The 6,600-nt window shown below is 71.4% G+C and carries 3 protein-coding genes; 1 reads left to right on the plus strand and 2 read right to left on the minus strand.

Translation table 11 applies throughout. The features are described from left to right. Positions 1–94: 94 nt before the first annotated feature. A complete protein-coding gene (locus tag ACFPGP_RS13040; protein WP_378590755.1) occupies positions 95–1,030 on the minus strand; it encodes a metallophosphoesterase in 936 nt (311 codons plus the stop codon). Positions 1,031–1,056: 26 nt separating this feature from the next. Here ACFPGP_RS13040 and ACFPGP_RS13045 point away from each other — a divergent pair, with 26 nt between their 5' ends. Next, positions 1,057–1,521, plus strand: coding sequence for a GatB/YqeY domain-containing protein (locus tag ACFPGP_RS13045; RefSeq protein WP_378590757.1), 465 nt, complete (start codon positions 1,057–1,059; stop codon positions 1,519–1,521). A gap of 28 nt (positions 1,522–1,549) precedes the next feature. Here the strand turns inward: ACFPGP_RS13045 and ACFPGP_RS13050 are convergent, their stop codons facing one another. Continuing rightward, entirely contained in the window at positions 1,550–6,379 is a 4,830-nt protein-coding gene (locus ACFPGP_RS13050; protein WP_378590758.1) for a PKD domain-containing protein, read from the minus strand. Between the last annotated feature and the right edge of the window lie 221 nt (positions 6,380–6,600).

The raw sequence follows: 6,600 nt of genomic DNA on the forward strand, positions 1-6,600 counted from the left end.
CAGACCCGGACTCACCGTCCGGCCCGCGGGCACGGGCGAGCATACCCGAGCCGCGTGGGGCCTCCCCAATCGGCCCACAGAGCGCGAGACCGGGTCAGGAGGCGGCCCGGGGCGTGAGCGTCAGCAGGGTCGCCTCCGGGCGGCAGGCCACCCGGATCCGGGCGTAGGGGCTCGTGCCCAGGCCTGCCGAGACGTGCAGCCAGGCCGATCCCGGGTCGCCGGGCCGCGAGCTCGCCGGGTGGCGGTGCAGCCCCTGGGCCCGGGCGGGCTCGAGGTCGCAGTTGGTCACCAGTGCGCCGATGCCGGGCAGGCACACCTGGCCGCCGTGCGTGTGCCCGGCGAGCACGGCGTCGTACCCGTCGGCGGCGAACTGGTCGAGCACCCGCAGGTACGGCGCGTGCGCGACGCCCACCCGCACGTCGGCCGTCGTGTCGGCCGGGCCGGCGACGGCCCCGAGGTCGTCGTAGCGCAGGTGCGGGTCGTCGACGCCGGCGAAGGCGAACGTCGTGTCGCCGACGACCATCCGGTCCCGCCGGTTGGTCAGGTCGTGCCACCCCGCCTGCTCGAGCAGAGCACGGAGCTCACGCCAGGGCAGCTGGGCGCTGTCGGTGTGCCGCTTGCCGTCGTCGGGCAGCAGGTAGCGCAAGGGGTTGCGCAGCGTCGGGCTGAAGTAGTCGTTGGAGCCGAAGACGAAGACCCCCGGCACGTCGAGCAGGTCGCCGTAGGAGCGCTCGAGCGCCGGCAGCGCGTCGCGGTGCGCGATGTTGTCGCCGGTGTCGACGACGAGGTCGGGGCGCAGCCCGCCGAGCTCGCGCAGCCACGCCTGCTTCCGCTCCTGACCGGGGGTCAGGTGGACGTCGCTGAGGTGCAGGACCCGCAGCGGCCGGTGCCCGGGCGGCAGCAGCGGCACGGAGACCTCGCGCAGCTGGTACTGCCGCGCTTCCCACGCGGCGTACGCCGTGAGCGCCGCGCCGGCGAGGGCGCCACCGGCGAGACCCGCGCGCAGGAGACGGGGACCGGAGGGAGGCATGGCGCAAGGCTGCCACAATGGCCCGCATGAGCGCCCTCAAGGACCGACTGCGCAGCGACCTGACCACCGCCATCAAGTCACGCGACGAGGTCCGCGCCTCGACCCTGCGGATGGTCCTCACCGCCATCACCAACGCGGAGGTCGCCGGCAAGGAGGCGCGCGAGCTCTCCGACGACGACATCGTCGGCGTGCTCTCCTCGGAGGCCAAGAAGCGCCGCGAGGCCGCCACCGCGTTCGCCGACGGCGGCCGCGAGGAGATGGCCGCCAAGGAGCAGGCCGAGGCGGCGGTGATCGCCGACTACCTGCCGGAGCAGCTCGGCCCCGACGACATCACCCGCATCGTCACCGAGGCGGTCGAGAAGGTCGGTGCCGCCGGCGAGGGCATGAAGGCCATGGGCAAGGTGATGGGCGTCGTGCAGCCGCAGGTCAAGGGCCGCGCCGACGGCGCCGCCGTCGCGGCGGAGGTGCGCCGCCAGCTCGGCGCCTCCTGACGGGGTCGCCGCTCAGGTCAGCGCCGGCTCAGCCCGCCTGCCGCAGCAGCACCGTCCACATCGTGGCGTTGCCCGAGGCGGCGTCCGCGGTCGCGGTGAGCCCGCCGTAGCTGCCGGCCGCCACCGGACCCCCGGAGTCGGCCAGCACGCTGCACACGTGTCCCGTGCTGCTCCCGCAGCTGGCCTGGAGCTTGGTCACGCCGTCCGGAAGCGTGTAGCCCGTCGTCGTCGAGGACTTGTCGGCCCAGTACGACAGCGCCCAGTCGCCGGCCGCCGCGTCGAGGGTCGGCGTGCTGTGCGAGGTCGTGGCCACGGTCTCGGAGGCCTTGGTGAGCTGGGGGGCCAGCATGTCGCCGGAGTACACCGCCGCGGTCAGGGTGTACTTGGCGCCCACGTCGAGCGAGAACCGCACCGTCTTCCCGGCGTCGGACGCCGCGGCGGTCTTGCTGTACACGAAGGTGCGCATGGTCCCGCCGGTCGCAGAGTCGAGCAGGTCGAGCCCGGTGACGCCGGAGTTCCCGCCCACGGCGACGGTGCTCGTGGTGTTGTTGACGCTGAGCACGAGGACCAACCGGTCACCGGCCTGGGTCCCAGCCGGCACGACCACGTTGGGTGTCGTCGTGTTCCCCTGGTTGACGGAGCTGCCGACCAGCGCGATCGGGCGGACGGCGACCGGGGAGACGCTGCGCGTCGCGGTGCCCGTGCCCCCGTCGTTGTCCGTCACGGTCAGCGTGACCGTGTAGGAACCGCCCGGGTCGTAGGAGTGGCTCGCCGCCGGGTCCGTCGTGGTCTGGGTCGCTCCGTCGCCGAAGTCCCAGTCGTACGACGCGACCGTGCCGTCGGTGTCACCGGACGCGCTGGCGTCGAAGGTGCAGGCGAGGAACGTGCAGCTCGTGGTGAACGACGCCGTCGGCGCCGCGTTGTGACGGGTCACCGAGACCGGGACGACGAGCGAGCCGGTGGTGCTCTCGTCGTCGGTGACGGTCAGCGTCACGTCGCGGGTGCCGGTGGTCCCGAAGTCGTGGCTCGACGTCGCGCCGGTCGCCGTGGCGCCGTCGCCGAAGTCCCACGCCCAGGAGACGACCGACCCGTCGGGGTCGCTCGAGCCGGTGCCGTCGAAGTCGCAGACGGTGCCGTCGCAGGTGAAGCTGAAGGCGGCCGTGGGGGCCTGGTTCGGCTCGATCGTGCGCAGGATGATCGACCACGAGGTCGCGTTGGCGCTGCTCGAGTCGGCCGTGGCCACGGGCCCGTCGTACTGCCCGGTCGGCACGGAGCCGCCCGAGTCGGCGAGCGTGCTGCACACGTGGCCGGTGCCCGTGCTGCAGAGCGCCTGCCGCCCGGTCACCGACGCCGGCAGGGCGAACCCGGTGGTCGCCGAGGACTTGTCGGCCCAGTACGAGACGACCCACGCGCCGGCCGGCGCGTCGACCGTGGGGGAGGGGTGGTCGGCCCGGTTCACGGTCTCGGCGAAGTCGGCGGTCACGAGCGTGCCCGTCCGGACGCCCGCGTAGTCGGCCACGGTCATCGTGTACTTCGCCGCGAGGTCGAGGGTCACGGTGACCTTCTTGCCCGCGTCGGCCGCGGTGGCGATCTTGCTGTACACCCGGGTCTGCATGCCGCCGGTCGTCGTGGTGCCGAGCACCGTCCAGCCGGTCACCCCGGTCGGGTCGGACAGCACCCTGTTGGTGGCGTTGAGGCTCAGCGCCATGATCAGCCGGTCGCCGGCCGCGACCGTCGAGGGGGTCGTCACGTTGGGCGTGGCGGTGTTGCTCTGGTTGACCGCCCCACCGACGTACGACACCGTGCTGGGCGCCGGAGCCCCGACGACGACCTGCGTCGTCGTCCTGCCGCCGGTCGCGTCCTGGTCGTCGGTGACGGTCAGGGTGATGTCGTAGGTCCCCGGCTTGTCGAAGACGTGCTGGGTCGCGCTGCCGGTGCCGGTCTGGCCGTCACCGAAGTCCCAGGCGTAGCCGGCGATCGTCCCGTCGCTGTCGCTCGACGCCGTGGCGTCGAAGGAGCAGTCGAGGTAGTCGCAGTGCGTGCTGAAGGTCGCGGTCGGGGGCACGTTCGGCTTCACGACCGATACCTGGTGGGTCACGGACGAGGTGAGGCCGCCGTCGTCGGTGACGGTCAGCGTGGCGTCGTAGGTGCCGGTCGCCGCGAAGTCCTTCTGCGGGGTCGGGCCACCGGCCTCGTCACCGTCGCTGAAGGTCCACTCGTAGGACTGGATGCTGCCGTCGCTGTCCGAGGACCCGGTGCCGTCGAAGGTGCACGAGATGCCCGTGCAGTCGGCGGTGAACGCCGCCGTGGGCGCGACGTTCGGCAGCACCGACGCCAGGAAGACGGCGCGGCCCCGCCAGTCGATCGTGCTGTCGGCCACCGACGAGGTGCCGGTCGGCGCGCCGTTGACGAACCCGATCTTGAGCAGCTGGCCGTTGGTCGAGCTGACGACGTAGAGCGTCGAGCCGTCGAGGAACATCCCGCGCGTGCTGCTCCAGGTGATGTTGCCACCGGTGACGGTGTTCTCGATGCCGCCGATGATGCCGCTGTCGGGGGAGAACCAGCGCCAGTAGAGCGAGTTCTGGCCGCTGCGCGTGTAGTAGATCCGGCCGTTGGCGTAGAACATGCCGGTGACCGAGGGCAGCTGGGTGTACCAGGTCGGCAGCACGCCCGCGTAGGTCTGGCCGACAGGGCCGCTCCCCGTCTCGACGGTGCTCCACAGCGGGTCGAGGTAGGGGTTGACCGCGACCGGGTCGCCGAAGCTCTGGCCGTCGAACGACCGCCGGTACAGCATGCCGTCGGACTGGCCGTAGAAGAGCGTGTGGCCGACCATCACCGCGTTGCGGACGTTGGTCCAGTCGAAGGTGCCGGTGCTGACGCTGCTCTGCGAGGCGACGCTGGAGCCGTCGAAGCTGACCACGCTCGCGGTGGTGGCGTTCGAGGCGATCGAGTTGTTGATCAGCTCGATCGCGTTGACCTCGGGGTTGCCGGTGACGTGGGTGAAGTCGATGTTGACGGTGCCGTCGCTGGTGATGTCGAAGGCCTGCATGGTGCCCTTGTTGACACCCGGGTCGACGTTGGGGTCGTAGTTCGACAGCTTGGTGACACCGTCGATGAGCACGTTGAAGCGCCGTGTCGTCGTCGAGCGGCTGGCGAAGTAGAGCCGGACCTGCGTGTTGGTCCCCGCCGCCACCGGGAACGTCCACTGCATCTCGTTGCCGCCGGTGGGGTCGTTGCGCTCCTGGGTCCAGATGCCCAGCGGCGTCGAGGACGGGACGTTGACGAGGCTGGCCGCGGTGAGCGCGCTGTACGTCGCGGTCGTGCTGCCGGTGTTGTGGTACGGGCTCGTGGAGCCGTTGTCGGACAGCCAGTCGGGCCCGCCGTCGATCGAGGGGATCGCGGCTCCACCGGCGTTCACGCGGTAGAGCACGTTGCTCGCGGCCTGTGGTGCGCCGACGTAGACGTTGCCCGGCAGCGCGCCGGCGGTCTTCGACGCCGTGTTGTAGCCCTCGCTGTAGGGGAAGAAGGCGATCCGCTCCCGGTGGTAGCGGCGGTCGCCGATCCACATGGTGTCGCTCACGACCCAGACACCGTCGGGCGTCTCGTAGATCTCGTACGCCGACACGCCGCGCGGGTTGCGTCCGGGGTTCCACTTGAGCGGGATGCCCGTCTGCGGGTCGAGGGCCACCAGCCCCGGGCGGGGGACGGCGCCCTGCGCGGCGCGGTCGGAGCCGTTGGGGTTGTTCATCCAGCGCATGTGCCCGCCGACGTAGACGGCCGACTGGGTGATCTCGACGCCCCACATCGTGTCGCCGCCGGAGGTGTCGGTCCAGGTCGGCGTCAGCGTCGTGCCGACGGCGTAGGTCTCGAAGCGGGCCGCCGTGTCGCACAGGGTGCCGGTGTGCGGCCCACCCGTGGTGCCGACCACGAAGAAGGAGCCGTCGGGCGACATCTCGACGTCGCGCATGTAGCTGTCGAACGCGCCGGGCGAGCAGATCGGGGTGTAGCCGGTCGTGTACCAGGTCGTCGACACCGCGGCAGTCGGGCCCGTCAGGTCGAGCATGACGATCTGGTCGCGGGCCAGCCCGCCGACGCTGGTGAAGTTGCCGACGACGATCATCCGGTCGCCGGCCGGCGTCACGCCGGACTCACGGATGCCGATGGGCGCCTTGGCGCCGGTGCCGGTGTTGTGGTGGCCCGCGACGGTGATGTCCATGAACGGCGTCAGCGCGCCGGTGGTGGCGTCGAGCGTCGCGAGCTGGCCGTGCGCGACTCCGCCGATCTTGGTGAAGAAGCCGCCGATGAAGAGCCGGTTGTCGGGCAGCAGCTCCATGGTCTCGATGCCGCCGTTGGTGGCCGGCGGCTTGAACGACGACACGGCCTGGCCGGTGTTGACGTTGAGCAGCTGGAGGTGGTTGGGGCCCTTGCCGTTGATCTTGGTGAAGTCACCCGCGACGTACACGGTGTCCGCCGTCGGGCCCGGCAGGAGCTGCTGCACCTCGCCGTCCACGGTGGGGTTGAAGGTCTGGCTGACCAGCCCGGTCGTCACGTCCCAGGCCACGATGTTCTGCCGGGCGTACGTCGTCGTGCCGCCCATGGGATCGGCGACCTGGGTGAAGTTCCCGCCGGCGATCATCGTGTTGCCGACCTGGATGATCTTGTACACCCCGCCGTCGAGCACCCACGGGGTCTTCTTGCTCGGCACGTCGCCCGGCATCCGGTCGGCCGCCGGCGCGGCTGCTGCGGCGACGGTCGCCCCGGGAGGCACAGCCGCCTCCGCGGAGGTCAGGGTCAGCCCGACGACCTGGCTGACGACCGCGAGGCCCGCCGTGATCGCCAACAGCAAGCGTGTGCGCATGTGGATTCCCTCTGACGTGCCGTAACTTCTCGCTGCGCCCGGCCGTCACCCGAAGAACCGGCGTGGGAGCCCCGGGCACTATGAGAGAGCACGTCGGACCCGCGCAGGCCTGTGCGGGGCTCGACTACCCCGATTTGGGGATCGACGAGGAGCTAGCTGTACCCGGCCATGAGGTTGGTAGCAGCGGCGCGTCACCGTTGACGTAGGGAGAGCCCCCGGAT

The organism is Nocardioides taihuensis, from assembly GCF_042657275.1.
Classification (GTDB): Bacteria; Actinomycetota; Actinomycetes; order Propionibacteriales; family Nocardioidaceae; genus Nocardioides; species Nocardioides taihuensis.